Origin of the sequence: Rhizobium sp. BK512 (assembly GCF_014194915.1) — a bacterium.
Lineage (GTDB): Bacteria > Pseudomonadota > Alphaproteobacteria > Rhizobiales > Rhizobiaceae > Rhizobium.
Map to the genome: position 1 here is coordinate 16,534 of NZ_JACIAS010000013.1, position 26,035 is coordinate 42,568.

The 26,035-nt window shown below is 60.1% G+C and carries 25 protein-coding genes and 1 pseudogene; 8 read left to right on the top strand and 18 right to left on the bottom strand.

Annotation, left to right across the window (positions count from 1 at the left end):
- Positions 1 to 24 precede the first annotated feature (24 nt).
- Genes FHX06_RS32780 through FHX06_RS32790 form a run of 3 tightly spaced genes read left to right on the top strand, consistent with a single transcriptional unit; the run spans position 25 to position 2,785 of the window.
- Positions 25 to 339 carry a hypothetical protein gene (locus FHX06_RS32780; RefSeq protein WP_112545494.1) on the top strand — a complete coding sequence of 105 codons (315 nt, stop codon included), beginning with the start codon at positions 25 to 27 and terminating at the stop codon, positions 337 to 339.
- 41 nt (positions 340 to 380) lie between these two features.
- Positions 381 to 1,817 (top strand): DUF3300 domain-containing protein, encoded by a 1,437-nt coding sequence (locus FHX06_RS32785; RefSeq protein WP_183882465.1) that lies wholly within the window; start codon positions 381 to 383, stop codon positions 1,815 to 1,817.
- 29 nt (positions 1,818 to 1,846) lie between these two features.
- Positions 1,847 to 2,785, top strand: coding sequence for a DUF2950 family protein (locus FHX06_RS32790; protein ID WP_112545377.1), 939 nt, complete (start codon positions 1,847 to 1,849; stop codon positions 2,783 to 2,785).
- Positions 2,786 to 2,789: 4 nt separating this feature from the next.
- Here FHX06_RS32790 and FHX06_RS32795 read toward each other — a convergent pair whose 3' ends face one another.
- Positions 2,790 to 3,281, bottom strand: a complete 492-nt coding sequence (locus FHX06_RS32795) for a CYTH domain-containing protein (protein WP_113210310.1) — start codon at positions 3,279 to 3,281, stop codon at positions 2,790 to 2,792.
- Positions 3,282 to 3,316: 35 nt separating this feature from the next.
- Positions 3,317 to 3,784 carry a hypothetical protein gene (locus tag FHX06_RS32800; RefSeq protein WP_112545379.1) on the bottom strand — a complete coding sequence of 156 codons (468 nt, stop codon included), beginning with the start codon at positions 3,782 to 3,784 and terminating at the stop codon, positions 3,317 to 3,319.
- A gap of 261 nt (positions 3,785 to 4,045) precedes the next feature.
- On the opposite strand from FHX06_RS32800, the gene FHX06_RS32805 reads away from it, so the two are divergent.
- On the top strand, positions 4,046 to 5,848 hold the full coding sequence (locus FHX06_RS32805; RefSeq protein WP_183882403.1) for a hypothetical protein: 1,803 nt from the start codon (positions 4,046 to 4,048) through the stop codon (positions 5,846 to 5,848).
- A gap of 94 nt (positions 5,849 to 5,942) precedes the next feature.
- On the opposite strand, the gene FHX06_RS32810 is transcribed toward FHX06_RS32805, so the two are convergent.
- The 5 genes from FHX06_RS32810 to FHX06_RS32830 all read right to left on the bottom strand — a co-directional run bounded on the left by FHX06_RS32810 (position 5,943) and on the right by FHX06_RS32830 (position 10,692).
- Entirely contained in the window at positions 5,943 to 6,446 is a 504-nt protein-coding gene (locus tag FHX06_RS32810; RefSeq protein WP_183882405.1) for a GNAT family N-acetyltransferase, read from the bottom strand.
- 14 nt (positions 6,447 to 6,460) lie between these two features.
- Positions 6,461 to 7,339 (bottom strand): carbohydrate ABC transporter permease, encoded by an 879-nt coding sequence (locus FHX06_RS32815; protein ID WP_112545382.1) that lies wholly within the window; start codon positions 7,337 to 7,339, stop codon positions 6,461 to 6,463.
- Positions 7,340 to 7,344: 5 nt separating this feature from the next.
- Complete coding sequence (locus FHX06_RS32820; protein ID WP_112545383.1) at positions 7,345 to 8,235, bottom strand: carbohydrate ABC transporter permease; 891 nt, start codon at positions 8,233 to 8,235, stop codon at positions 7,345 to 7,347.
- The gene (locus FHX06_RS32825; RefSeq protein ID WP_183882407.1) at positions 8,232 to 9,326 is read right to left on the bottom strand and encodes an ABC transporter ATP-binding protein; all 1,095 of its coding nucleotides are present in this window, start codon (positions 9,324 to 9,326) and stop codon (positions 8,232 to 8,234) included. Before FHX06_RS32825 ends, FHX06_RS32820 begins: the two co-directional genes overlap by 4 nt.
- A gap of 109 nt (positions 9,327 to 9,435) precedes the next feature.
- Complete coding sequence (locus FHX06_RS32830) at positions 9,436 to 10,692, bottom strand: ABC transporter substrate-binding protein (RefSeq protein ID WP_183882409.1); 1,257 nt, start codon at positions 10,690 to 10,692, stop codon at positions 9,436 to 9,438.
- Positions 10,693 to 10,860: 168 nt separating this feature from the next.
- Between FHX06_RS32830 and FHX06_RS32835 the strand changes: the two genes are divergently transcribed.
- From FHX06_RS32835 to FHX06_RS32845, 3 genes are all read left to right on the top strand, one after another.
- Positions 10,861 to 11,652, top strand: coding sequence for a GntR family transcriptional regulator (locus FHX06_RS32835; protein WP_112545386.1), 792 nt, complete (start codon positions 10,861 to 10,863; stop codon positions 11,650 to 11,652).
- A 309-nt stretch (positions 11,653 to 11,961) separates the two neighbouring features.
- On the top strand, positions 11,962 to 12,891 hold the full coding sequence (locus tag FHX06_RS32840; RefSeq protein ID WP_112545387.1) for a substrate-binding domain-containing protein: 930 nt from the start codon (positions 11,962 to 11,964) through the stop codon (positions 12,889 to 12,891).
- 16 nt (positions 12,892 to 12,907) lie between these two features.
- Positions 12,908 to 15,052, top strand: a complete 2,145-nt coding sequence (locus tag FHX06_RS32845; RefSeq protein ID WP_113210305.1) for a methyl-accepting chemotaxis protein — start codon at positions 12,908 to 12,910, stop codon at positions 15,050 to 15,052.
- Here FHX06_RS32845 and FHX06_RS32850 read toward each other — a convergent pair.
- Entirely contained in the window at positions 15,034 to 15,270 is a 237-nt protein-coding gene (locus tag FHX06_RS32850) for a hypothetical protein (RefSeq protein WP_183882411.1), read from the bottom strand. The two genes, FHX06_RS32845 and FHX06_RS32850, sit on opposite strands and share 19 nt — an antisense overlap.
- Before the next feature lie 185 nt (positions 15,271 to 15,455).
- Between FHX06_RS32850 and FHX06_RS32855 the strand changes: the two genes are divergently transcribed.
- Positions 15,456 to 16,781 (top strand): acetyl-CoA hydrolase/transferase family protein, encoded by a 1,326-nt coding sequence (locus FHX06_RS32855; protein WP_113210304.1) that lies wholly within the window; start codon positions 15,456 to 15,458, stop codon positions 16,779 to 16,781.
- Between the two features lie 60 nt (positions 16,782 to 16,841).
- Here the strand turns inward: FHX06_RS32855 and FHX06_RS32860 are convergent, their stop codons facing one another.
- From FHX06_RS32860 to FHX06_RS32905, 10 genes and pseudogenes are all read right to left on the bottom strand, one after another.
- Positions 16,842 to 17,828: a beta-ketoacyl-ACP synthase III gene (locus FHX06_RS32860; RefSeq protein ID WP_113210303.1), complete on the bottom strand. Its 987-nt coding sequence runs from the start codon at positions 17,826 to 17,828 to the stop codon at positions 16,842 to 16,844.
- Positions 17,825 to 19,096 (bottom strand): adenosylmethionine--8-amino-7-oxononanoate transaminase, encoded by a 1,272-nt coding sequence (locus FHX06_RS32865; protein WP_113210302.1) that lies wholly within the window; start codon positions 19,094 to 19,096, stop codon positions 17,825 to 17,827. The genes FHX06_RS32860 and FHX06_RS32865 overlap by 4 nt, the downstream gene beginning before the upstream one ends.
- Positions 19,093 to 19,731 (bottom strand): dethiobiotin synthase, encoded by a 639-nt coding sequence (gene bioD, locus FHX06_RS32870; RefSeq protein ID WP_183882413.1) that lies wholly within the window; start codon positions 19,729 to 19,731, stop codon positions 19,093 to 19,095. Before bioD ends, FHX06_RS32865 begins: the two co-directional genes overlap by 4 nt.
- The gene (locus tag FHX06_RS32875; protein WP_183882415.1) at positions 19,728 to 20,870 is read right to left on the bottom strand and encodes an 8-amino-7-oxononanoate synthase; all 1,143 of its coding nucleotides are present in this window, start codon (positions 20,868 to 20,870) and stop codon (positions 19,728 to 19,730) included. The genes bioD and FHX06_RS32875 overlap by 4 nt, the downstream gene beginning before the upstream one ends.
- Positions 20,867 to 21,835 carry a biotin synthase BioB gene (bioB, locus tag FHX06_RS32880; protein ID WP_113210299.1) on the bottom strand — a complete coding sequence of 323 codons (969 nt, stop codon included), beginning with the start codon at positions 21,833 to 21,835 and terminating at the stop codon, positions 20,867 to 20,869. The genes FHX06_RS32875 and bioB overlap by 4 nt, the downstream gene beginning before the upstream one ends.
- Before the next feature lie 459 nt (positions 21,836 to 22,294).
- Positions 22,295 to 22,519, bottom strand: coding sequence for a hypothetical protein (locus FHX06_RS32885; RefSeq protein ID WP_112545395.1), 225 nt, complete (start codon positions 22,517 to 22,519; stop codon positions 22,295 to 22,297).
- 116 nt (positions 22,520 to 22,635) lie between these two features.
- Positions 22,636 to 23,085: a DUF982 domain-containing protein gene (locus FHX06_RS32890; protein ID WP_113210298.1), complete on the bottom strand. Its 450-nt coding sequence runs from the start codon at positions 23,083 to 23,085 to the stop codon at positions 22,636 to 22,638.
- 108 nt (positions 23,086 to 23,193) lie between these two features.
- A complete protein-coding gene (locus tag FHX06_RS36355; RefSeq protein ID WP_113210376.1) occupies positions 23,194 to 23,433 on the bottom strand; it encodes a hypothetical protein in 240 nt (79 codons plus the stop codon).
- A 420-nt stretch (positions 23,434 to 23,853) separates the two neighbouring features.
- Positions 23,854 to 24,474: pseudogene (locus tag FHX06_RS36360) on the bottom strand (ThiF family adenylyltransferase); the annotation flags it as partial.
- Positions 24,474 to 25,919 carry an aKG-HExxH-type peptide beta-hydroxylase gene (locus tag FHX06_RS32905; protein ID WP_113210297.1) on the bottom strand — a complete coding sequence of 482 codons (1,446 nt, stop codon included), beginning with the start codon at positions 25,917 to 25,919 and terminating at the stop codon, positions 24,474 to 24,476. The pseudogene FHX06_RS36360 and the gene FHX06_RS32905, both read right to left, overlap by 1 nt.
- Positions 25,920 to 26,035: the final 116 nt, after the last annotated feature.

Here is a 26,035-nt window from a genome sequence, read left to right on the forward strand (position 1 = left end):
CGCAGTTTGATGGCGGGGGCGGGGATGGTGTCGGGAGAACAAGGTTCGACATATTTGTCCGCCCTCGAGACGGCTGAGACTTATTTTCCCGACCAGAAGCGGCTGGTGCAGCGACTTTTCTATATCAATGAGCCATTTCACAGCATGTGTGAGGATCTCACCGCTGCGGCGCAGGCTCTGGCGCATGTCGAGAGGCTACCGGAGGCAGTTCGGGAGGCGCGGCGACTGGAATATGCGGGTCTCGTCGATGCCCTGTTGAAAGAGATGGGGGAGGCGATCGCCCAATCGAAAATCGTAATGCTCAGGCGGTCCCCGCAGACCGGCCCGAAATTTCCGTAAGCGTATCTGTCATTCAATTGTCCAAGGGAGGTACGTGCGTGATGAAAGCATTGTCCCACAAACTGCTTGGTGGGTTATCGGCGTTGGCAATCATTGCGCTGCAGCCGACGTTACCGGCACGAGCCCAGACGCAAGCCCCGGCTCCTGCTGCGGCGGCGCCCGCGCAGGCGGCTGCCGAGCAACCGGCGGCCACGCTTCTGTCGGAGGACGAGCTCGAAGTGCTTGTGGCGCGGATCGCTCTCTATCCGGATGAACTGGTCGCAGCAATTTCCGCCGCCTCACTCTTTCCTCTCCAGATCATCGAGGCGCAGCGCTTCCTGGAAGCAAAAAAGAAGAATTCCGATCTCAAGCCCAAGAGTGATTGGGACGGCAGCGTCGTTTCCCTGCTCAATTACCCTGACGTCGTCAAGATGATGAGCGAGGATCTCGACTGGACCCAATCGCTCGCCGATGCGCTCACCAATCAGCAGAAGGACGTCCTGATTGCCATCCAGCAGCTTCGCGATGAGGCGGTTGAAAAGAACATCATCAAGACGGATGACAAGGTGACGGTCGTAACCGAAAACGACAATATCATCATCCGGCCGACGGATCCGGAAAAGATCTATATCCCGCAATATCCGCCGGAAATGCTCTACGAACCGGGTTATACCTCGGCGCCGATCTCCTATTATCCCAATTATTACGACAACTATTATTACCCTGGGGCCGCGTTCTTTGCTGGCGCGGTGACCGGCCTCGCCTGGGCGGCTGTCGTCAACTGGGATGACTGGGGTGTCTGGGGCGGTCGCTGGGGTGGCGATATCGATATCGACTGTAACAACTGCCTGAACGACCGCAACTTCAATGGAAAGCTCAAGTGGAATGATGTCGACTGGAGCAACGTCGACCGCAGCAAATTGAGCATCGGCAAGGACCAGCTTTCGAAGCTGGACCGCTCGGCGATCAAGTCCGGCCTGCAGGCTGACAATCGCAACCAGCTGCGCAACAGGGCAAACGATATTCAGGCTGCCCAGAGGCCCGGTAATCGCGCCAATTCAGTGCGTGCGGACGATATCCGCAAGAGCACGGCACAGGGCCTGAAGGATCGCCCAGCGGCAGGAAACCGCCCAGCGGCAGGAAACCGGCCATCGGCAGGGGATCGCCCATCAGCAGGAAATCGACCAACGGCAGGAAATCGGCCTGCAACTGGCCGGCCGGAGGCACGTCCTCAGAAGGCGGCCAATCGCCCGTCCAAACCCGCGCAGAGATCCGCCAACAGGCCCAATAAACCGCAGATGGCCGCCAGGCCCGACAATAGGGGGCGTCAACCGAGCGCACTTGGGAATGTCCAGTCCGGCCGGCGCGAAGCTGTCGCCTCGAAACGAGGATCGCAGAGCATGGGCGCCCATCGTCAGTCCGCTCGCCCCGCACAGCATCGGCCTCGCCCGCAGGGCGGCGGCGGGCGTGGCGGTGGTGGTGGCGGCAGACGGCGGTGAGACCTTTTTTCAGCTCAGGGAGTTACATCATGAGACGCCAATCGACCGTAATTCCGCTCATGTTCGCGGCGGCGCTTTGCGCAATGCCGGCTGCGCCGGCGCTTTCGCAAGTACAGACAGATCTCGCCGGATATGTGGCGGCAACCCCCTCACCGAAATTCGACACGCCGGAGCTTGCGCTCGACAAACTGAAATCGGTGCTCGGTTCCGGCAATATCGAAGATCTCGCAGCTCTGCTTGGCCTAAAGGCGGACAAGCTGCGTTCCAGCAACGAGGCGGTGATCGCTTACGGATTGATCCGCGAGGGCGCGGAACGGCAGGCGATCCTGCGGGATTTCGACGGCAAAAAGATTGTTGCGATCGGCGATCGGCTCTGGCCGCTGCCGTTTCCGGTGACCGAAGACAAGGACGGCAAATGGTCCTTTGACACCGAACGCGGCCTCGAAGAGATTACCAATCGTCGTATCGGTGAAAACGAACTCGCCACCATCGACACGATGCACGAATATGTCGCGGCCCAATACCAATATGCGTCCGAGGACCGCGATGGCGATGGCATTTATGAATTCGCGAAGAAATTGATCAGCAGTCCCGGCAAGCTTGACGGCCTGTACTGGGATCCGAACGTCTATCCCGAGGAAAGTCCGGCAAGCGCGCTCGTCGAGACCGCCGCTTTCGGTGCCGCCAAGCGCGGGGAGGGCTATTTCGGCTATCGCTACCGCATTCTGACGTCTCAGGGTGACAACGTGCTCGGGGGCAAGCAAAGCTACATCATCAACGGTTATATGACCGGCGGCTTTGCACTGATTGCCTGGCCGGTCAAATACAGGGTCACAGGCGTGCAGACATTCGTGATCAATGGCGCCAACATCATCTACCAGCGTGATCTGGGCCCCAAAACGGAAGAGCGCGCAGCAGCGATCAAGGATTTCAACCCGGACGCCAGCTGGACCGTGGTAAGCGAATAGAAGTTCAGCCGGCGGCGTTCGACGCTGCCGGCGAAAAGCGCAAGGCAGCTGCCATAGCGCGGTTGGAGTATCGCTTCCTGCCCGTGACCTCGCGACCCAGCCATTGCGGCAGGTTCGGTTGCTCATCCTCGCTCGCCATTTCGATCTCGGCGAGCGTCAGTCCCTCATATGCGCCGGCAAAGACATCCACATCCCAGCTCTTGCCATCATGGAGAACACGGTAGCGGGTCTTTTCGATGACGCGGCCTCCCGCATGGAGCAGGAGATCCCGGGCCTCATCGACCGGAATCTCATACTCATATTCCTCTCGGGCAAGGCCCGGCGTGCGAAATTTGATCGTTAGACGTGCAGAGCAGCCATCGATCAGGCGGACACGGACAGGGTTTTGATCGCGCCGGCAAAGGTAGGCCTGCTGCAGCAGATGCGGGGCGCCGGCGAAAGCGCGCCAGCTATCGTTGCGGACCAGGAACTTTCGCTCGATCTCGGTCGCTTTCAATCCGATATTCCTTCGCTCATGCCTGCTGTTATGGGTCAGTCGAGAGGCGGTTCCCAAGTGAGAAAGAAACCCACATCTCCGGGCATGCCGTCGGGAAAATTGATGATCATCGCCTTGAGGCCATAACCCTGCGGCTTGGCGACCTCCTCGAACAGTTCGAGAAGTTCTTTTGCTTTGCCCTGCAGCGTCTTCTGCCAGCCGGGCAGGTTGTTATTAATGGCGCGGCCGCTATCACTGCAGAATGTAGATGGAAAACTGTATATCAGGGCCTCGTACTTGCCGTCCGCCGCCGCTTTCATCACCAGCCGTTTAATGACGGCGCGTTCCGTTTCTCCGATCTGTTTGCGGAAGAAATCCTCTACGAAATCGGCATGTTTCTTTGCTTCACGTGATTTGATCTTTTCGTTGCGCTCCATTTCCAGAAGCTGGAGTTCCAGAGCACGTTTGCGCAGGTCCTCTGCGCTTGTCATAGATTGGGATGTGGACGTCTCAGGTGATGTCATCGCCGCCTCCTCCAGAATGAGGATGATGATAGAGCGCGCGCGGGGACGAGGGCAGTAAAATACACGTCCATTGCGGTAGGATACGGTATCTTACGCCGACCGATGACCGCCTGCAGTAACCTTGACGTCATACGGTCGATTCTTGAAATCCTTCCGTTAAATTAGCCTTTTCTATTAAATCACGTTGCCGCGGTGACGACATGGGATTATCGTCGGTGGCAGCATACTGCAGGTTGTGATCAATCGGATTCGAGGGCGCCGATGACAAATGCAGGCATTGACAGGGCTTGCGGCAGCGCACCTTCTCAGGAGGAGGTGCTGCAGCAACTTGAGCGCATCCTATCCAGCCCGGAGTTTCGACTTCCCGAGCGGGCGGGGCGATTCCTTGAATTTGTCGTAAACGAGACACTTGCGGGCCGTCGCGATTATCTGAAGGCCTTTACCATCGCCCAGGCGGTTTTCGGCAGGGATGCGAACTTCGATGCCCAGCAGGATCCATGTGTCCGCATCGAAGCCGGGCGGCTGAGGCGGGAACTGGAACATTATTATCTGACCGCCGGCAGCTCTGACCGGATCGTCATCACGGTTCCCCGTGGTGGCTACGTACCGGTCTTCGATGTGAGACAGGATATCGAGGATGCGGATGTCTCAAGCTTCGGACAAGAACCTCAGCCTTTATCGGGAGGAGATGACGCCGGGCGGGTCAACGTCATCAGGAACACGACCAGCCGGGCCGCAGCGAGCAGGCATCTGTCGCGCTCCCGATATTGGCTGATTGCGGGGGGTGTTGGGATCGTCCTCGCCTCTGTGGCTGTGATGCTCGAGCATGTCAGCCCGTTCGACACGAACACCAAAGCGGCGAGGGGGGTAGCCAGTCGCCCAACCATCGTTGTCGAGCATTTTGAAAGTGCCTCTGATGACGGACATGCATCCGATATCTCTCGTGGCATCACCGACGACATCATCGAAAAACTCGTCCCCTTCAACGATATTGTCGTGGTCGCTCCGCTGCCACGCAATCGAGAAGGCCAGGCGTCACCGCAGCCGCTCTATGCTCTCCAGGGAAGCGTGCGGTTGGAAGGCAGCACCCTGCGCTCGACTGCCAGGCTCGTGCGACGGGTGGATGGAGTGGTCATCTGGGCCAACAATTACGATGCCGACATGAAAGTGCAGGGCATCCTGAAAACGCAGGCGAGTCTAGCGGAACATATCGCGACGGCGGTGGCACGGCCGTTCGGCGTCATATTTACGGCAGACACTGCCAGCATCGCCGGGGGCTCGGACGCTTTTGCCTGCATTCTCTCCTACTATAGCTATCGTAGCGAGATGACCGTGAAGGCCCATGATGTTGCGAAGTCTTGCCTGCAGCGGGCCATCGAGAAGACGCCCGATGATTCCAATGTTGCCGCCTTCCTCTCGCTGGTCCATCTCGACGAGTTCCGCTTTCCGTACCAGTTGAACACCAATCCGACCGCCGCCACACTCAATCTTGCAAAGGAGCTTGCCGAACGCGCCGTACAACTCGACCAGAAGAATGCGCGCGCCCTTCAGGCGTTGATGCTCGCCGACTTTTTCAGCAATGACATGGTTGCGGCCCTGCGCGCCGGCGAAGCGGCCTATGCCAGCAATCCGAACGACACGGAAGTGGCGGGGGAATATGGCTTGCGTCTGTCGATGTCGGGAGAATGGAGCAGAGGCTGTGAATTGATTTCCGAGGCCATCAACAGGAACGCCGGGCCACGCGGCTATTACGAAGTCGGGATGGCGCTCTGTGCGTTCATGCGGGGTGACACGCAAGCCGCGGAACTTTGGTCGCGCATGTCGGATCTGAACTACAACCCGATGCATCGCCTCGTCTTGCTCTCCATCCTCGGGACCCTTGGGAAAACGGCCGAGGCAAAGGAGCAACTCGATTGGATCCAGCTCCGGTCACCCGCACTGATCCCGAATGTCGGGCGCGAAGTCGCCAAGCGGCTCGCCCGGACCGAAGACCAGGAGCGTTTCCTTGCTGGGTTGAAAGCCGCCGGCATGCCTATTTCGGTTGCCAAGGCGTCTCTCAATTGAAGTGAGCATCGTCTCAGGTGCCGTGACCACAGCACTGGAGACGATGATCTAGCGACACGTCTCCGTGAGCTTTTTACATCTGTCACGATCAGACTTAGTGGCCCGATTCCGAAATGCCTCTCGGCTGGGCAAGCGGCAGCATGCCGCGATAGATGCCGGGGTCCGAGCCTTCGATCGGGATTGCCCCGACGCTTCGACGGTAGAACTCCATCGGGCCAGCGCCCCCGATTACCCCGTAGGCGTAGCCGTGCGCGTACATATCGAGAAGCGTGGTCAGCAGCAGAGCGTGGCCGACACCTTTGCCGCGGGCGGCCGTATCGACGCCGGTCGGCCCGAAAAAGCCCTTGGCGGTTGCGTCGTGGCAGGCAAAGCCGATGAGTTCGTCGTTCTGGATTGCGATGAAGCAAGTGGGCGGCTGGCGCATGGTGGCAACCGTCGCTTCCGCGACCCAGCCGGATCCGAAGCGCGGCTCGATCCAGGCCGTCAGAGCGCTCAACTCCGGCGCAAGGACACGCCGGATGGCGATACCCTGTTCGGCGATGCGTTTATCGAGCGCAGGATCGGCCTTCAGCTCGTAGAGTTTTACCAGCATGTCCATGGTTTAGTCCTTTGTCAGCCCTTGATGGCGCCTGCCGTCAGGCCGGCAACGATACGTCTCTGGAAAATCAATACGACGATGATCAGCGGCAACGTTACGGTAACTGATGCGGCCATGATCTGACCGAACGGATATTCGTACCGGCTATTGCCGGCTATCAGGCCGATCGCAACCGGCACGGTCCGGTTCTCGTCCGTCAGCGTGAAGGTCAACGCGAAGAGGAACTCGTTCCAAGCCAGAATGAAGGCAAGAATGCCGGTGCTGGCAAGCGAAGGTCCCATGAGTGGCAACAGGATCTTCATCAGAATTCTGAAATGTGAGCAGCCGTCGATGATCGCCGCCTCTTCGAGTTCCCGCGGAAACTCGCGGATGAACGTGGTCAGGATCCAGGTCGTGAAGGGCACGGTCGACAGGAGATAGGTGAGGACGAGCGCGCTTGGCCGGTTGAACAGGCCCATCCAGTTGATCAGCTCGAACATGCCGGAGAGAACGACGACCTGCGGGAAGATCGAGATCATCAGCACGATCATCAGTATGGTGCGCCGTTGCGGAAAGTCGATGCGCCCCAGCGCATAAGCGGCGCTGAGCCCGATGACGAGCGACAGGAACGTGGTTGAAACTGCGACATAGGCCGAGTTCAGCAGCGAGCCCATGAAAACGGGATTGTCGAGCAACTGGCGATAGTAGGTGAAGTCGAACGCCGGCATCAGCGCCGATTGATAGAGTGCCGAACCCTGCTTCGTCGAGGAAACGAAGGCCCAGTAATAGGGAAACAGCGTGTAGAACAGGACGAGCAGAAGGGCCAGGATCTGCAGGCTTCGCACGACACGGCGCCGCATCCTGAAATAGGAGGCAGGCCTGCGGACGGTCTTCGGGATGATTGCATCTGCCATGTCGCTCAGGTCCCCGCGGCTCTGTCGAGGCGAAGGACCCCGATGATGATGATGGCGACAAGCGCGACCAGCAGGAAGACCCAGGTCGATGCCGCCGAGCCGATGCCCAGTTCCTGGAAGCTGATCAGCCGGTCGCGCGCATAGATGGAGACGGTCATGACGCTCTCGTTGCTCGCCGCCATCACATAGGCAAGGTCGAACATCCTGAGCGCATCGAGAGCGCGGAAGAGGACCGCTACGCCGATCGCCGGGCGCAGCATCGGCAGGGTGATCGACCAGAAACGCTTCCAAGCCGGAATGCCATCGACCTCCGCTGCCTCGAATATCTCCGACGATATCAGTTGCAGGCCTGCCAGGATGAGCAGAACCATGAACGGGGTCGTCATCCACACGTCGACGAAGATCACGACACCCATCAGCAGTGATCCGCTCGCCGTCCAGGGAATGCCATGATCGATGAGGCCAAGCCCGATGAGGAGCTTGTTGATAACGCCGAACTGGTCGTTGAGCATCCATTCCCAGATCTTCGTCGAGACGACGACCGGGATCGCCCAGGGCACGAGGATGGCGGCGCGCGCCAGCCCGCGGCCGGGAATGGCTTCATTGACGAGGAGCGCGATCGCCAGGCCGAGAACCGTCTCGATCGCGACCGAGATGACCGTGAAGATCAGCGTGTTCTTGACGGCAATCCACCAGCTGCGGTCGTTGATGACCTCAAGAAAGTTATCGATTCCCGTCATTGAATAGACGGAGGGGTCGTCAAGATAGGCATCGGTGAAGGCGAAGAAGAAGGTGCGGCCGAGCGGCCAGAGTGCGACGACCAGCATGACGATGATAACCGGCAGCAGAAACAGCCAGGCCGCACGATGGTCGCGGCGGGCAAGCCGGGCGCTCATTGCCGCCCTCCTTCGATCACGGCGGCCTGACGGTTGAGAATGAGGCGTTTTCCATCGGCAGCGAAGGCAAAGATCGCAGTATCCCGGAAATTGAGACCGACCTCAGTGCCGATCAGTTCCCTCGGCGGCTCGACATTGACGCGGATGACCCAGATGACGTCGCCGTTGATGCGGCAGTAGGCAAAATGCTCATGGCCAAGATCCTCGATACGTTCGAGCACGCAGGTCATTCGTCCGTCTCCAGCGTTCACTAGCTGGATCGCCTCCGACCGTATGCCGATTTCGGCGATAGTTTGGCCCTCGGGGCCTGCATCGATAACGAGGCCGCCCGGGCCGGTCACCTTGGCTGAAGCTGACTGAACGGGCAGGAAGTTCATCCGGGGGCTGCCGATGAAGCCTGCGACAAACCGGTTGTCGGGGCTGTGGTAGAGTTCCTTCGGCGTGCCGACCTGCTCAATACGTCCGTGATTGAGAACGACGATCCGGTCGGCAAGCGTCATCGCTTCCGATTGGTCATGGGTGACATAGATCATCGTCGTCTTCAGATCATCGTGGAGCTTGGCGATCTCCATGCGCATCTCCATACGCAGATCCGAATCGAGATTGGACAGCGGCTCATCGAAGAGGAAGATTTCGGGCTGGCGCACCAAGGCTCGGCCGATCGCAACGCGCTGGCGCTGTCCGCCGGACAACTCGCGGGGCCGGCGTTCGAGCAGATGATCGACCTTCAGCATCCGTGCGACTGACCGCACTTTCTCGCTGATCGCGGCCCTGTTCATGCCGAGGGTCTCAAGCGCGAAACCGATATTGCGCGCAACGTTCATATGCGGATAGAGCGCGTAAGACTGGAAGACGAAGGCTACACCTCTCTGGGAGGCGGGCACATCAGTCACGTCGTCGCCACCGATCCTCACCACGCCATTCGACGCGGAGATCAGGCCGGCGACGATGCGAAGAAGCGTTGACTTGCCGCAACCGGAGGGACCGACGAAAACGACAAACTCGCCGTCGATAATCTGCAGGTCGACATTCTGGATAACAGTATGCGTACCAAAATTCTTCGAAACGGATTCGAGCGAAACCGATGCCATTGTTCACCTGGGGGTATGAGACGGCAGAGGGCTCGCCACCCTATTCGATGGCGAGGCAGTGACGCGTTCCGGCAGCGGATCATTCCCGCCGCCGGAGATCCGGAGAGCGTCAGCGGCTTTCCTTCAGTTTCTCAAGTCGACCGGCCAGCGACGTCAGGCTGGACTTGACCTCGGCACCGCCGGAAAGCATGTCGTGAACCGAGCGGTAGAAAGCCTGCGACACGCGATTGTAGCTTGTGCCGGTGTAGCCGGACGGGCGCACGGCGCTATCGGCAAAAGCCTGCTGGTTATCCTTGAGGAAGGGTATTTTCTCGAGGACTTCCGGATCGCTATAGAGCGCCTGGATCGACGGATTGAGCGCCGCCTTCAGCGCACGCATCTTCTGCATGTCCGGGCCGGTGATGAAGTTCACAAAGTCGGCCGCGACCTGAGGCTTGGCGCTGTATTTGTTGACGCCGTAGTACATCGGGCCAAGGCATCCGCTCGACTTTTCGCCTTCCTTGCCGACCGGGAGGGGCATCACGCCGACCTTGTCGACAACATTGCTCCCCTTTTCATGCGAGGTGCCCCAGACATAAGGCCAATTGCGGTGGAAGACCGCGTTGCCGGATTCGAAGACGGCGCGCGACTGCTCCTCATCATAGTTGAGGACACCCTCGGGGCTGATCGAGCCGATCCAGTCCTTCGCCTTTTCGAGCGCTGCGGCAGCCTGCGGGTTGTCGATGGTCACCTTCCCATCGTCGGAAATGATGGTGCCGCCGCCGTTGGAAGCAACAAGCTCGATTGCGTCGCAGGTCAGGCCCTCATAGCTCTTGGCCTGCCAGGCATAGCCCCACATGTCGGCCGAGCCCGCAGCCCTCTCCTTGTCCTGAATTTCCTTGGCCGTGGCAGCCAGCTCGTCCCAGGTCTTCGGCGCCGCCTTGCCGTATTTTTCGAGCAGGTCTTTGCGGTAGAACATGAGCCCGACGTCCATATAGGCCGGCATGGCAATGAGATTGCCGTCGAGTTTGGCCGCGTTGAGTGTCGAGGCGAAATGCTTGTCCTGGTCTGCCTGCGGGATCATTGTCTTGAGGTCGAGCAGGTTGCTCTTGAACATGCCGAGCCAGATCACATCGAGGAAAAGAACGTCGACGTCCTTGGATTTGGCGGCGAGCAGCTGCTGATAGATCGGGATCGCGTCGTCGAGAAGCGCGGGCATCTTGTTGATCTTGGCCTCATTGCCCGTCTTTTCCTTCCAGGCATTGGCAACGTTCGTGCAGAGCTCGAATTCCGTCGGCGAGCAAAACACGGAAATGGTTTCGGCATGTGCGCTGCTACCCCAGAGGGCAGCAGATATCGCCAATGCGGCAAGGCTTTTCTTCAGCATCGATTGTTCCCTTCGTTGATAACGCTTCGGCATTATGCGGAGCTCTTTGTCTCCTTGCTTCCAATAGGACTGGTTATGACCAGTCATGTCAACATGGACTCTGCCGGCGGTTGCGTCGAAGATACAAAACGGCAAGAGTGCTCCACATAGCACAGGATCGGATTCAAGATGCAGCAAGCGCCGGCATCATTCATCGCGCCACAGGGCGGCATCGACCGCAACGATCCTCGCCCCTTGCACAGGCAGGTCTACGAAGCACTTCTGGCGTCCATCCGCGATGGCAAACTGCCGCTGCGCGGCAAGCTGCCGTCAGAACGGGAACTTGTCGATCTCTACAATGTCAGCCGGATCACGGTGCGCCATGCCGTCCGCGAATTGGTTCAGCAGGGCGTGATACACAGCCAGCCGGGAAAAGGACTCTACGTCGCCGAGCGTGGCGGCGGCTTCGAACTGCAGGTTCTGAAAAGCTTCACCAGCATCGCGATAGCGAACGGGCGAAGTCCCGGTCATCAGCTGATCGAGGCGAGCATCGTGCATGCACCGCTTGAGGTAAGCCGTCCGCTGTTCCTGGCGCCTGGCGCCGAAGTGGTTCTCTTGTCGAGGCTTCGTCTTCTCGACAACATACCTGCCGTCGTCCAGACCGATTGGATACCGGCTTCACGCGTTCCGGGCCTGCTCGATCTCGACTGGGCCGTTGCCAACCGGTCGCTCTATGCCGAGCTTCGCGAGCGCTATGGCATTCATCCGAAGCGCGGGCAGACAACGCTGAGCGCGCGCCTTGCAACGGATCAGGAGGCTGTGATGCTCGAGCTGCCGCCGCCAGCCGCGGTTCTCACCGTGGACCAGATCGCTTTCGACGATCGCAACCGCCCGGTCAACCTGACAGCGCTGGTCCATCATCCTGCGCGCTATCCTCTGACGCTGCTTCAATCGGAATCGGGTGATTTCACGCAGTATTGAGCCACGCTGTCCCCAGTGCGGGCCGACTGGATGCGAAGTTCCCCCGCGAACGCGAACGCGAAAGCGTAGAAGCCGCATCGTTCAGGTTTTGGCGATCTGTGTCGTGACATGACGGCCGGCCAGTTTCTCAGAGGTCGAGCTTCCGGCAAACGTGGCTCGGTCTGTCCTGTTTGCGTATATGGCCTGTTTGCGAACCTGAAGCCAGTCATCTTAACCGTTAAATTCCTTGGCCAACCCTCTGCGAATGAAAGGTAAAATTTACCAAGATTTGTAACGATCCGGCTCTATGCAAATCGCGGAGGGAATTTAGTGAAGACTGCCACGCTCGCATCCATAACCTTGGCGATGTCGATCTCCGCCGCCAGCGCCCAGACAATCGGCATCTCGATGTCTGATCTCGACAAATTCAGAACGCTGCTGCTGAACGGCGTCGTCAGCCACGGGCAGACGATATCCGGACTGAAGCTGGTTACCGAAAATGCCAAGGGCGACAATGAGCTGCAGAAGAAGCAGGTCCAGAAGCTCATTGCCGACAAAGTCGACGCGATCATCCTTGCGGTCTCCGATGGCGACCTCGGTCCGCAGATGACGAAGATGGCGGCGGATGCCGGCATCCCGCTTGTTTACATCAACAATGTTCCCTCCAATCTGCTCGACCTGCCGGAAAATCAGGTGGTGGTCGCTTCCAACGAGAAGGAGTCGGGAACGCTGGAGACGAAGCAGGTTTGCGCCCTCCTCAAGGGCAAGGGCCGCGTCGTCGTGCTGATGGGCGAACCCTTCCATGCGGCGGCTCGCGCCCGCACCCAGGACATATCTGATGTCATCGCCACGCCGGAATGCAAGGGCCTCGAAATCGTCGAGCGGCAGGCGGCCTATTGGTCGCACGATTATGCGGATCAGCAGATGCAGGAATGGCTGGCCGCCGGCGTCAAGTTCGACGCCGTTATCGCCAACAACGACGAGATGGCGCTTGGCGCGATCCACGCGATGAAGAAGGCCGGCATGCCGATGAAGGACGTCGTCGTCGCCGGCGTCGACGCGACGGACGATGCGCTCGCGGCGATGGAGGCCGGCGATCTTGACGTCACCATTCTCCAGAGCGCCATTGGGCAGGGGGCTACTGCGGTCGACGCTGCGGTCAAGCTCGCCAACAAGGAGAAGGTGCCCCGGGAAAACAACGTTCCCTTCGAGCTCGTGACACCTGAAAACATCGCCAAATATCTGCCGAAGAGCCAGTGAGCATAAGAGGCCTATCATGTTGCATTTCTGGAATAAATTCGGCATTCGCGCGCAGATCACCTCGGGCTTCGTGCCGCTGATCCTGCTGATGAGCCTTCTCACCATCAGCGCCATCTCCGGCATGAACGGGCTTGCCGGCATCTTCGCTTCCTATCGCGTCACAGCGGGTCAGAGTCTGGCGATCTCGGACTACAGCGACCAGCTCCACGAGATCCAGATGTCGGCCGAGGCCTTCCGTTCCACGCCGACGCAGGCCGTCGTCGACAGCTTCCGCGCCGGCGTCAAAGCTTTCGAGGCGGATGACCCACGCTTTGCCGGCAACAAGGACCTGCAATCCGGCCTTGCGGCAATCCGCCAGGACATTGCCGCCTACGGCAAGGCGTTCGAACAGATCGTCTCCCTTCAGGCCCGCCGCGATTTGTTGATCTCCAAGGTCACCGAGTTCGGCCCCTGGACCAGCATCGCGCTCAACGATGTGATGCGCAGCGCCTGGCGCCAGAACGACGTGGCTCTGCTGCACATGACGGCGGAGACGCTGGAAGCCTTGAACCGCAGCCTCTACTTCTCCGAACGCTTCGTGCATTCGAACGATTTTGCCGCCTATGACGCGGCGCAAGCAGCGCTCGCCGAAGCAGTGGCGCTCAATGATGCCGCTGCCAAGGCTGCCAAGAACGAGCTGCAGAAGAAGCGCCTGATGGGCGCCGGCCAGCTCATGCAGAATTACACTGCCCGTCTCGGCGATATGAAGGAAGTATTGCAGGCATCCGGCAATATCCGTCAGACGGAGCTCAACGTACTCGCACCGAAGATTTCGAGCGCGTTCAAGGATCTGCAGGTAACCGTGACCGGCGCGCAGAAGAACCTGGACGGTTCGGTCGAAGCAACGGTCGCTGCCGCGACCAGCACGACGCTGGTCATCAGCGGGTTGTTGATCGTCATCGGCCTCCTGCTCTCCTATTTCGTCGGCCGTCTGGTTTCCTCTGCCGTTCGCGGCATGGCGCAGTCCATGGAGCGGCTTGCCCGCGGCGACGAGACCATCGTGATCAAGGGCGTCGAGCATCGTCACGAGCTCGGTGCCATGGCGCGCTCGCTGAAGGTCTTCCAGGAGACCGGTCGCGCCAAGCTGATCGCCGAAGCCAATGCCGAGCGCGCGCGCCTGGCAGCCGAAGAAGAACGGCTGCGCCAGGAAGCGGAGCGCCTCAGCGACGCCCATGTGATGGAGCATGCCTTCCGTCAGATTTCGGTCGGCCTGGATGCGCTCTCGAAGGGCGATCTCTCCGTCCGCGTCGGCGAAGTCGACCACCGCTATGTCGGGATCCGCGATCACTTCAACAACTCGGTCGCAAGCCTGGAAGAAGCAATCGACGCCGTTATTCGCGCGGTCACGACCATCCGGTCGGGCCTTGCGGAAATCTCCACCGCCTCCAACGATCTCGCCCGCCGCACCGAGCAGCAGGCCGCTTCGCTGGAGGAGACGGTTGCGGCGCTCGGCGATGTCACCCGCGGCCTCAACGGAACGGCGGAAGGCGCCAGCCGCGCCCAGTCTGTCGTGGCAACCGCCCGCACCAACGCGGAAAAGGGTGGTCAGATCGTTTCTCGCGCCATCGCGGCAATGACGGAAATCCAGAACTCCTCGTCGAAGATCGGCAACATTATTGGCGTCATCGACGAGATCGCCTTCCAGACCAACCTCCTGGCGCTGAATGCCGGCGTCGAAGCCGCGCGCGCCGGTGAAGCCGGCAAGGGCTTTGCTGTCGTCGCCCAGGAAGTGCGCGAGCTCGCCCAGCGCTCGGCCAACGCGGCAAGGGAGATCAAGGAACTGATCTCCACTTCCTCGACGCAGGTCAAGACCGGCGTCGAACTGGTCGGCGAATCCGGTGTCTCGCTCGAACAGATCGTCGAACAGGTGACTGCGATGAATGCGACGGTTGCGGAGATCGCGGTGGCAGCCCGCGAGCAGGCCACAAGCCTGCGCGAGGTCTCGGCCGCCGGCGATCAGATGGATAAGGTGACACAGCAAAATGCGGCGATGGTGGAACAGACCACGGCCGCAGCTCAGAGCCTGACACAGGAAACGGAGAACCTCGCGGAATTGCTGTACCGGTTCCGGACAAGCAGTGCTCGCGCCTCAGAAAATCGGCATTATGCGATGGCATCCTGACGCGTTCGGTCGTTCCCAATGGGGCAGTTCATGAAGGTGTCATCTTCAGAATTGCCCCACAGGCCGAGCGCGACATCGTCGAGCGCGGCCAATTGCAGCGCAAGATTAAAAGGATCTGAAAAGCTCTCCGAAGCGGTGGCGCTGGTGTCCCGGTCAAGACTGTCATGCGAACGCGCCGCTCCCGAAACTGGTAGGCCTAAAGCAATGAGGAGCCGCACGTCGCCACTATCGTTCGGTTTTGGCTCGTGTCAGTTTCTTGTGGTGCTTCGCACAGCTTGGATCTTGTAAATCGGCATTGCCATTTGATGAAGGCTCTCGCCTTGGTGACGTAGAATGCGCATAGTGGATTGGCGGAGCTGCGCGTTCAAACCGTGCGCGCTGCGTGGACTGGGAGGAGGGCCCAATGACCACGATCCATGAGAAGCAATATCGCACACTGCTGACATCTGCAGAGACGGCGGCCACGATGATCCCGTCCGGGGCGAAGGTTGCGATGCCGCTCGCCGCCGGTCAGCCACCCGCACTCCTGGCAGCACTTGCCGAGCGCGCTCGTGCACGAGCAATCGAGGATGTGCGCCTCTACTATCTGCTTTGCGCCGGCGTTGCCGGCAAAAGCGTATTCGATTTCGAACTGCGCGACCTGATCGTCCCGATGAGTTACTTTCATTCGGGCGTCGAGCGTGCGCTCGACAAGAGGAGATTGGCGGAGGCGTTGCCCGCCGTCGATCTGGTGCCGTGTCATTTCAGTCAGGTGCCACGCTCCATGATCGAGCATGTCGGCGTGGATACGTTGATTGCAACCGTTTCTCGGATGGATGAAGATGGCAATTTCAGCCTTGGCGCCAGCACCGATTATGCCCTGACAATATCGCGAAAACCCGGACTTCGCCTGATCCTCGAAGTCAATAGCAATATGCCCTACGTGCGCGGCGATTGCATGATCCCCGTATCAAGCGCGACGGCACTTGTTGAAAACAACATCAGCCTGCCGATATTGCCCGCCGCCCCTCGCAACGAGGTCGACGACGCCATCGGAGCGATCATTGCTGGCTTGGTCGACGATGGCGATTGCCTGCAGATGGGCATTGGAGCTCTTCCCGATGCCGTATGCTCGGGACTTTCTCGACATCGCCACCTTGGCATCCATACGGAAATGATGACGCCGGGTCTTGCCAGCCTGGTCAAAGCGGGCGTGGTCGACAACAGTCGCAAGCAGACACATGCCGGGCGGTCCATATTCACCTTCGCACTGGGAGATCAGGCGCTTTACGACTTCCTGGACAACAATCCGTCAGTCGAGGCCTATCCGGTCGATTACGTGAACAATCCCTTCGTCATCGCGCGGAATGATCGGGTCGTATCGGTCAACGCGACGCTCCAGATCGATTTGAACGGCGCGTGCAATTCCGAGTTCGTGAACGGACGGCAATTCAGTGCGTCCGGCGGCCAGGTTGATTTCGTGCGCGGTGCTTATGCCTCTCGCGGGGGACGATCGATCATCGCCTGTCATTCGACTGCGGCGAATGGCACGCTTTCGCGTATCGTTCCGACGCTGACCGGACCGGTGACGACATCGCGCAACGATACCCATATCGTCGTTACGGAATATGGATGGGCGAACCTGAAGGGTAAGTCCGTAGCCGAGCGGGCGAGCGCACTGATTGGCCTGGCCCACCCCGATTTTCGTGAAGGGCTCGAGCGGGCAGCCCGTGAGACGGGCCTCTGCTAGCCCTGTCGCTCCTCGAACGATCATCGGCTTCAATACAGGTGTGCATCTTCACCCCGCGGTTCATACCGCAAGGACGACAGCCCCACCCGCCATGCCCGCACCGGCGGCGGCCATGAGAAGGCGCTCTCCGGGTTTGAATGGTTTGCGGTGATTTTCAACTGAAAGGGAGAGCGGAATGGTCGCAGCCGAAGAGTTGCCGAATTCCGCAATCGTGCTCACAAGCTTGCTTTCTTCCAATTCGAGATTGTGGCGAACCGCGTCGCAGAGGCGGGCATTAGCCTGGTGCGGAATGAAGCGATCGATGGTGGAGATCGTTGCGGTGGCCTCGTTGATCGCCTGGCGCGAGGTGCGTGTCATCAATTCGACAGCACGCGAGAAGACCTCGCGCCCATCGCGCATCGTCATCAGCACCTGGTCTGCTGCGGTTTCGGAAGAGAAGGGCCTGTTACTGCCTCCGGACGGTATGGTGATGAGATCATAGCCACTCCCATCCGAAGCCAGGACGGCTGCCTTGAGGCCGCTCTGACGGTTGCGGCATGGGACAAGCACGACCGCGCCGGCGCCATCGGCAAACAGAACGGCGCTGGCGCGTTCCGCCGGGTTGATGCGGCGGCTGAGGATATTGGCGGCCACGACCAGCACTGCTCGACCATGTGCTCGCACGAAGCCGTCTGCCAGTGTCAGCGCGTAGAGAAAGCCGGAGCAGGCTCCGGCAAGATCGATGGCTCCGGAATTTTTTAAACCGAGCTTGTGTGCCAGCAGCGGCGCCGAGGGCGGCAAGAGATGGTCCGGCGTCGAGGTGGCGAGCAGGATCATGGCGATCTCGCCCGGCGCGATCGCGGCGTCCTCAATAGCCATTTTCCCGGCCGCGGCGGCGAGGCCGCTCAATGTATCCCCCTCTGCCGCCCAATGGCGGGATCGGATGCCGGTGCGTCTTTCGATCCAGCCCTCCTCAAGGCCGAGCCGGCTTTCGATTTCCGCATTGTGGACAATGCGGGATGGAACGGCGTGACCGAATCCGGCGAGCCGGGAGGAGAGGGGCGTCACGACACAGTTTCCTCGAGAACGAGCGAGGCGACTTCATCGATCGCGTCATAGGCGACAGCGATATCCTCGGCGCTCGTGCAATAGGGCGGCATCAGATAGATGACGTTTCCGAGCGGGCGCAGAAGCAGCCCGCGTTCGCGAAACAGCCTGCGCAAGCGCGGCCCCGCTTCGGCGAGGTAGCCGCCGGACGGCACAGCAAGATCGAGGGCGGCGATCGTCCCGCATTGCCTGACGTTTATAAATCTCGCGTCGTTCTGGAAGCGCTGCAGATGCTTGGCGTGCTGCGCAGCAAGTTCGGTAATCCGGGTTTCCACCGGTTCATCGTGCCAAACCTGCAGATTGGCGACAGCCGCCGCACAGGCGATTGCGTTAGCGGTATAGGAGCTCGAATGGAAAAAGGTCTTGCGCCGGTCGCGAGACAGATGCGCCTCGAAAATTTCACCGGTGCAAAGGGTGGCTGCCAGCGGCAGGGCGCCTCCAGTCAGACCCTTCGATGTGCAGAGGATATCGGGCGCCACGCCCGCCTGTTCGCAGGCAAAACGCGTTCCGGTGCGACCCCAGCCGGTCATGACCTCATCGGCAATGAACAGGCAGCCGTGCCGGCCGGCGATTTCCTTCAAGGCAGTGAGGACCGCGCTCCCGTAGAATTTCATCCCGCCGGCGCCGAGCACCAACGGTTCGATCAGGATAGCGGCGACTCTTCCCGAACGGCAGATGGTTTCGAACGCATCGAGCGTTTTCTGCTCCCGACCGGGTTCGGGAAAGGGGAGGCGGTCGACGCCGAAGAGCAGCGGCTCGAAGGGGGCGTTGAACACGCCGCGCTCTCCGGCGGACATCGCGCCGATCGTGTCGCCATGGTAGCCATGTTCCATCACGACGATGCGATCACGCGCAATGCCGCGATTGTGGAACGTGCCGAGCGCCATCTTGATCGCCACCTCGACGGCCGTCGACCCGCTGTCCGAATAGAAGACGTGTTTCAATCCGGAGGGTGCGAAGGCGAACAGGCGTTCAGCGAGAACTTCTGCGGGTTCATGGGTAAATTCGGCGAAGATGATCTGGTCGTAGGCTTCTGTCGCCTCGCGGATTCCTGCCATGATGGCGGGATGGCGATGGCCATGAGTGATCACCCACCATGACGAGATCGCGTCGAGTATGCGGTTGCCGTCCTCGTCGAACAGATATGCGCCTTCGGTCGCGACGATGCGCTTCATCGGCGGTTCCAGGGCATGCTGTGTGAAGGGATGCCAGACGGGCGAGGGGGTCACGCGCGTGCCTCCATCAGGGCGGCAATGTCGAAGTGCTCGTGAAAGGCGCGGCGCAGTGTTTCAGCAGTCAGGTTTTCCAGCAGCGGCAATCGCCCCAGCGCCTTCACTTGCCCGATAGTGGCGATGGTCGCCTGGCTGTCGGCATTTTCCGGTCCGATGAAAGCGACACCAAAAATGGGAATGTCACGGCTGCGCAGCGCCTCGATGGACAGGAGCGTATGATTGATGGTGCCGAGCGACGTTCGCGCACAGAGAATGACGGGAATGCGCCAGCGGGCGAAGACATCGGCAAAGACCGTTTCTTTCGTGAGTGGGACCAGCAGGCCACCAGCCCCCTCGATGATCAACGGACCGTCGCATTCCGGCGGCTCAAGTCTGGCAGCGTCTATCTCGACACCATCGAGGCGCGCCGAAAGATGCGGCGAGACCGGGGTGGAAAGCCGATAGGTCTCCGGCAGGATATGGTCGGACGGCAGGCCGCTCAGCCGGACGACGGTGTCGCTGTCGGTCTCGTCCTCCAGTCCGGATTGCACGGGCTTCCAGTATCGGGCGTTGAGTGCACCCGCTAGCGCCGCGGCGAACACGGTTTTGCCGATCCCGGTATCCGTGCCGGTTATCACGAAACGGGCGGTCATTTCCTGTGTTTCTCCATGGCGTCGGCAAGGCAATCCAGCATGCTCGCAATCTGCTCCTGATCCACATTGAGCGTAATCGAGAGGCGCAGGCGCGCCGTGCCTTCCGGCACGGTTGGCGGACGGATCGCGCGGATGTCGAACCCTTGGGCCTGAAGAGTTTCGGCAATTCGTAGCGCACGCGCGTTGTCGCCGATAACGACCGGCTGGATCTGCGAGCCGCTCGGCTCCTTGCCGAATCGGCTCCTCAATCCATGGCCGACAAAAGCGACCAAGCGTTCCAGGGCCTCGCGGCGCTCGGGTTCGTCATCCAGCATGCGCAAGGCCTCACGCACGCCTGCCGCCATGAGAGGCGAGGGTGCGGTGGAATAGATGAAGGCGCGGGCACGATTGACGAGGTAGTCGGCAAGTGCGCAGGGGATCGCAAGCAGGGCTCCGGAAACGCCCAGCGCCTTGCCGCAAGTATGCAGGGCAAGCACGTTGTCTCGGCCTTCCAACCCCGTCGCCAGTCCTCTGCCGCTTCTGCCGAAAACGCCGGTGGCATGGGCCTCGTCGATTACCAGAAAGCCCTCGTGGCGATCGGCAATATCGGCAAGGGCGGCGAGCGGCGCTCTGTCGCCGTCCATGGAATAGAGGCTCTCGACCGCAATCCAGGGACGGCCCCTGCCGCCGCTCCTGCGCCAGTTCCGGATTGCCTCATCGAAGGCGTTCGCATCGTTGTGTTCGGCGCTGACGGACGCTGCCTTGCTCGCTACAATGCCCTCATGGGCGCTCGCATGAATGAGCGCATCGTGCACAATCAGATCCTCGCGCCGGGGCAAGGTCGAGAAAAGTGCGGAATTGGCGACGTAGCCGCTGCCGAAATAAAGCACGCGTTCCGCGCCGAAAAACTCGGCGGCTTCCACTTCCAGCGCCTCGTGTTCGGAATGGTTGCCACGCAGCAGACGCGATCCGCCTGCGCCCGGCGGAACGCCCCTTTCCATCGCCGCCATGATCGCCGCCTTGAGGCGCGGGGCGCCCGCAAGTGCAAGAAAATCGTTCGAGGTGAAGTCCACGCCACGCTGCGGCGCCAGGCTGCGCAGCCGCGCCTTGCGCCGCAGGCCCTCCAGCGTGGCGGTATAGTCCGAAAGTATCGCCGTCACACCGCCGGCTCCAGCGGCATCGGAGAAAGGCCGAGACGGCGGAAGAGCGCCGTGTCGTGATCGTCGCCGGGATTGTCTGCGGTCAGCAGCGTGTCGCCAACAAAGATGGAGTTGGCGCCCGCGAAGAAACAGAGCGCCTGCATCTCGTCGCTCATCTCGGTGCGTCCGGCCGAAAGGCGTAGATGCGAGGCTGGCATCAGGATGCGCGCGAGGGCGATCGTTCGCACGAAATCGATCGGATCGACAGGTTCCGCGTCTGCCAGCTTCGAACCGGGAATGGGGATGAGCTGGTTGATCGGCACGCTTTCCGGCGGCACGGGCAGGTTTGCCAGCGTCAGCAGCATGGAGATCCGGTCATCGACCGTCTCGCCCATGCCCAGGATCCCCCCGGCACACACCTTGATGCCGGCCATGCGCACCGTTTCCAGCGTATCGAGCCGATCTTCAAAGCTTCGGGTGGTGATGATCTCCGAATAGAAGCGCTCGGACGTGTCGATGTTATGGTTGTAGTAGTCGAGGCCAGCTTCCGCGAGTTCGCCTGCCTGACGCTCAGTCAACATGCCGAGCGTCATGCAGCTTTCCATACCGAGCGCTTTCACACCCTCGACCATGGCGACCAGCGTGTCCATGTCGCGGTCCTTCGGGCTGCGCCAGGCCGCCCCCATACAGTAGCGGGTCGCCCCCGCATCCTTGGCTTTACGCGCCTCGGTGAGAACGCGCTCGACTTCCATCAGCTTCGAGGCCTTCAGGCCGGTCGGGTAGTGGGCGGACTGACTGCAATACCCGCAATCCTCAGCGCATCCACCCGTCTTGATCGACAAAAGACGGCTCATCTGCACGGCGTTGGGGTCGAAATGTGCGCGGTGAATGGTTTGGGCACGGAAGAGCAGATCGCTAAACGGCGAATTATAGATTATTTTGGCGTCGTCCAGCGAGATGCCTGATGGGCACGATGCAGAAATCATCAAAAATTCAGAAGTTTGATCGCTTTTTTCCACTTTTTCCGTCCCTCTGATTCAAATTATGGATAGAAAATATTTTTATCGATAATTTTGCAAGAGCAATTCGGAAACAATTGAGCGAAACTATCGGTGCCGAACGTCCGTCGTACGTGCCAGCCTGTGTTTTTTGTGGGGGAACTTGATTGCGCAACTCGGATAAGAGCGGCGGGTTCTGTGAAGGCTTACGTCAACCGTTGTAAGACAGGTGCGGCAGATGTCGACGTAATTCACGAGGGGGTGGCGCATTCAGCGCCCGGGTGTCATGCTCCCGGCGTCCTACCGAGCCACCACTATGATTTGTTTCAAGCGAAGAGCCGCCCGCTATGAAACGCGCTACTCACTGCCTGTCGGCTGGTCAGGGATTTAGGCAGCTTGAATGAGGGCCGCAGGCGCGACCTCTGTCAAAGCAGGCATCGTCATTGCTCAAGATTGATTAAATTCGCCTTTTTCGCGAAGGTGAAGTATCCCGAGCTGGACAACCTTGATCAAGTCCGACATCCGCGCGCCTCGGCTATTCTGGTACTCTTCCAGGCTAGGCGTACTGAGTGTGACATAGGTCAGCGCGGTAACGCGCTTGTCTCTCACAGCCTCGGCCCCAAGAGCCCAGATCCGATCGAACAGTCTTCGATCTGCTTCCTTGTTCGACATGACGGTCCCTTAGCTATTCTATCGCTGACGGTTACCTGGACACGCCAGCCTCTGATTGGGTTGATCGGCCTTACGCAGGTCGAGGTTGGTTCGCCTTCAGCGCAAACGGCGTACCCTCACTTGAAGCACCCCGACGCCTTCTCGACATCCGCGCTTGATGCCTTTCTGGATCGCCCCGACCATTTTCGTTGCCGCCTCCGGCGCGCTGATGGCGATAGGCGAAGCGGATCAATGGCAGCGGGATTGGGATAGGCGCTTGCGCTGCAGGCCTCGCTGCCAGGATAGATCCTGAAGATACCCAGGTGTGGATCGGTCGTGACCGCTGTAATACCCGCTTCATGTGCGGCGCGAATGATCGCCTCATGCACGGCATCGGGTTCGGCGTGTCCGGTCAGCACCTTCAGACAAATTCTCACCGCCGCAAAGAATTCCTCACCATCGTCGATGGGCCAATCCTTCAGCAACAATTGTGCAGCCTCGTGTGCGGTACGGATCACTTTACGATCTTCGCCTTGTGCGGAAACAAGAACAATCGTCGGAAACCTTCTTGATATATCGCATCTCATTGCCCTGAACTCCGTTGGAAAGCCAACGCCATTGCCAAGCCCATGGTTTGGGACCGGATTGACGACACAGGCTCGTCAACCAACTTCGGCGGCGTTTCGGCAAACATGTCACATACGATCCCCTCGATTGGGCGGCGCAGGCGTCCTGACGGCCTGTTTCTTCCCATCGGTGTCGAAAGAGTTGGCCAGATTGATTTCCAGCCGGCGAGCCACCGTCTCGAGGAGCCGCCTGAATTCTTCTGACGTCACGCCATCGGCGCGCATTACGGTAGCGATCAGTGGATCACGAAGAACTTCTGATATTGTCAGCTCCTCGTCCTTTCCGGCAGTCTCGCTGGCGTAGCCTATGACTGAGTGCTGCGCGAGCGATGCTGCTTGCGAACCTGTCGCAGCCGGAAGGGCGGCTTTCGAGCGTTCGGCATAATCCATATCAGTGTCTCTCGTGGTGGAAGAAGGACTTGTGGATGCGGGGCGCCTGGAAAGCGAACGGAGCTCGCACTGCGAGCCTTTGAAGTCCAATATCCAACTGCGTCCACGCGGCGGGGCGTGTTTCGGAAGACATTCCTGAACAATCGCCGAGACGACAAGGCGAGCGACGGATGTGTTACTGGCCGCTGCCCGCATGGCAAAAGAGCGGTGCCCGATTGCGACACGGGCGTCGTAATCGCAGACCGGGCCTGCATCCGCTGGCAGAGCGATCGAGGGGCCTGGTTTGCAACGGGTGTCGGGGCAGTCGACATGCAAATGGGGTGGCAGCCCGGCTGTTGATGCGAGGGCGGCCGTCTGGACTTCGGCCTGACGCGGATCGTCGCCCGCGAGAACGATGAACGGATTCTGCGCGTAGTCCGCGATCAACCGGAGTGCCGCGGTCCCTTGCGCAAATTCCGGCAGCGCGAATACGTTGGCCGAAAAGCGTGCAGCCAGATAGCTCGACAACTTTTCCGTCTTCAGCCAGCCGAGATCATCCCGGCTCGCCCACGGGAGATGGCCCACGTTGATCTCATCGATACGATCGGCATCCATGAGAAGGAAACGATGCGCGCCAAGGGTCGCAAGCTCGATAGCAATCTGCGAGCCCAGGCCGCCGCATCCGACGATGACGAAGTCGATGTCGCAAATCTGCTGGAGGCAGCGAGGCGCCGGGAGGGAGCCAAGACGATCGTCTGTGGCCAGGACATGTTCATCCTGCGCCCTCATGTCGGAAGGGTTCGGCGAGACGGCAAATGCAGGCTTGATGACATTGGGGCCCTGTTGCTCGGCAGCATCAGCACTAATGCCGGGAAACAGAGCCCCTCTGCCGCCCCGCCCAACACTGTGGGCGAAGAGGTTGGGGAAATCGACGCGCGCCGTGGCAACCGCTTGCAGCTGTTTGGACCGATGATGGGCCATCACATCACCTCCATCTCGCTTTTCGCAGTTGCGTCGATCGTCTCGGCGCGAGGACTGCAATTCTTGCCCATCGCATGGTCTGCCGCTTTGGGGACCACATGGAATTTGCCGTCGTACCAGAGGAAGACATTGTCGCCGCTGTCGTCGATCTGTCGCCGGCCCATTCGAGGGTCAATTGGCTCCTTGCCGCGCAAGAGCATCTGTCCGATGTCCCAGGCTTGGCGATCGAGAATTTGCTGGCGTTCTGCAAAGTGGGCTTGGCGGTGCGCTATGGGCTCTTCTGCAAGCAGTCTGTTGACGAGAAACTGGATGCGGCCGCTCCATGAAGGTATGGCGGCGATGTCTGGGAGGTCGAGGAGGACATCGCCGCCGAGACGCTCTATTCCATTTCGAGCGATATCGATGAGCGGGACTTGCCGCGCGGCATAGGCTATTATGGATGCAGCCTTTCGGGCGCGGCGCTCAGGATCCGCTTCGGCGGAAAGACATGCCATGCGGAAGGCGCACTCCCAGGGAATGGTGTAGGCCGTATGCAGGATGCTTTCGAGCGTCTGTAGGTCGTTCTTGTACGGGGAAACATACTCGAATTCGTCAGGCAGGCATGCTGCCGCCGAGGCCGTATACAGCCCTAGCAGGATATGCCCGGCCTCGTGAAGCAATTGGGCCGCGGTCTCGGCATGATCACCGTCTCGCAAACGTTCTCTGGAAATGGCGATGATGACGCTACCGGGCAATTCAGTCGAACTCGATACCGAACAGGCCGGTTCGCGCCGCACGCCAACGTAAAGCGTATGCAGGCTGTCGATCAGACGCTGATGCCCGTACATGTCCAATTTCGCGATCAGCGCGAAGACCCTCTCCATATGGCCGGCGATTTGGTCCAGCTCCTTCTCGCCGGTGACGATGCGGTCGAGACCTGGATCGTCCTGCATGCATTGGTGGAGGAGGGATTGCATCACGCGGCTTCGTGCCGGACTTTCCAAGGGGACAAGGCCGATGCCACAGGAGAGCCGGCGCGCCGGCTGACGTTCGAGTTCAAGATCCGATGCGATCATATCCGTCTGCAGATAGTCGCTGACGACCCGGGCATCGGGGCCGTCGGCCTGCCATTCCACACTTCGTGTGAGCCCACCCATCCAGGCTGCGAGCACGGATGAGCGATAGGGGTCGGAATTGACCGGTCCGGCAATGGCTGCTGGAAGCTCCAGCAAGCGAGTGTATCCGCCATCCGCCAGGCCGGGGAAATAGGCTGACAGCGCCTCTGTACCGGTCGAGCAGCCGGCGAGCTTCGACGCTGCCGCGAGCGCGCGACCATATCGGAAGCGTCGCTTCGAAAGATTGCGCGTTGCGATGCGTCGCAAGGAGACGGTGCTTGCCATCAGGGGATTGGCCTTGAGCACATGGCGCGCCTCATCTGCCACTTGTTGAATGCGGGACGCGGACATTGACAGCCTCCTTGGGTTTATCCTCAGCCAGACCAAGATTTCATCTTGGGCGAAAATGCTCCGTGTCGGGCTGGCTTTGTCCCATCGGAGCGGTGCGCGTCGTTTTCTGTGACGCA